This is a genomic window from Pseudomonas sp. LJDD11 (assembly GCF_024584215.1).
In the GTDB taxonomy this organism is placed as follows: domain Bacteria; phylum Pseudomonadota; class Gammaproteobacteria; order Pseudomonadales; family Pseudomonadaceae; genus Aquipseudomonas.
Window position 1 is genome coordinate 1 of record NZ_JANJFL010000063.1, and the last position, 1,421, is coordinate 1,421.

General features: G+C 63.3%; 1 protein-coding gene. It reads left to right on the plus strand.

Annotated elements, in window-relative coordinates; translation table 11 throughout:
* Positions 1-1,421: amino acid adenylation domain-containing protein (locus NRB16_RS28720; RefSeq protein WP_257107541.1), on the plus strand; the 1,421-nt coding region annotated here is incomplete at both ends.

A 1,421-nucleotide genomic window follows, 5' to 3' on the forward strand; every position in this document is an offset into this window, starting at 1 on the left:
GACTGGAATCGCACCGAGGTCAGCTACCCGGTTGAGCTGTGCATTCATGAACTGATCGAGCAACAGGTCGCCAGCACTCCGCAGGCGACGGCACTGGTCTTTGGCGAACAAACCCTGAGCTACGACGAGTTGAATCAGCGGTCCAACCGCCTGGCGCACAGGCTGCGCGAGCAGGGCGTAGGGCCGGACGTACTGGTGGGCATCGCGGTGGAGCGCTCCGTTGAGATGGTGGTGGGCCTGCTGGCGATTCTCAAGGCTGGCGGCGCCTATGTGCCGCTGGACCCGGAATACCCGCAGGACCGCCTGGCGTACATGATGCAGGACAGCGGCATCGGTTTGCTGCTGACCCAGTCTGCCCTGCTGGAGGTGTTGCCGGTTCCCGGGCAGGTCCAGGTGCTGAGTCTGGATCAGCTCAGCGACGTGCTGAGCACTTACAGCGTGGCCAACCCGGTCAACGAAACACAGCTGTCGAACCTGGCCTATGTGATCTACACCTCGGGCTCGACCGGCAAGCCAAAAGGCGCAGGCAACGCGCACCAGGCGCTGTTCAACCGCCTGACCTGGATGCAGAAGGCCTACGGCCTCGATGGTCACGACACGGTATTGCAAAAGACCCCGTTCAGCTTCGACGTCTCGGTCTGGGAATTCTTCTGGCCATTGCAGACCGGTGCCCGCCTGGTGGTGGCCCAGCCTGGCGAACATCGCGAGCCTGAGCGTCTGATTGAAACGATCAAGCACTATCAGGTCAGCACGTTGCACTTCGTGCCCTCGATGCTGCAGGTGTTCATGGCCAGCGCCGGGGTTGAAGGCTGCCACAGCATTCGCCGTATCGTCTGCAGTGGCGAGGCGTTGCCGGGCGAACTGGCGCGCAAAGCCTTGCAGCGCCTGCCGCAGGCCGGGGTGTACAACCTGTATGGCCCGACGGAAGCGGCGATTGACGTGACACACTGGACCTGTGGTGCGGATGAGGGGGCCGGGGTGCCGATCGGTCAGCCGATCGACAACCTCAAGACCCATATCCTGACGCCAGGTCTGGTGCCGGCGGCGCAAGGCTGCGTGGGCGAACTGTACCTGGGCGGGGTAGGCCTGGCACGTGGTTATCACCAGCGTCCGGCGCTGACCGCTGAACGCTTTGTGCCGGACCCGTACGACAGCAGCGAACAGGGCGGCGGCCGGCTGTACCGCACTGGTGACCTGGCGAGCTACCGCGATAACGGCGTGATCGATTACCTGGGCCGTACCGACCATCAGGTGAAGATCCGCGGCTTGCGGATCGAACTGGGCGAAATCGAGGCGAAGTTGCAGGAGCATGCCGCGATTCGCGAAGCGGTGGTGCTCGATGTCGACGGTCCAAGTGGCAAGCAACTGGCCGCATATCTGGTGAGTGTAGAACCGACGGTTGAAGGCGAAGCGCAGAACGC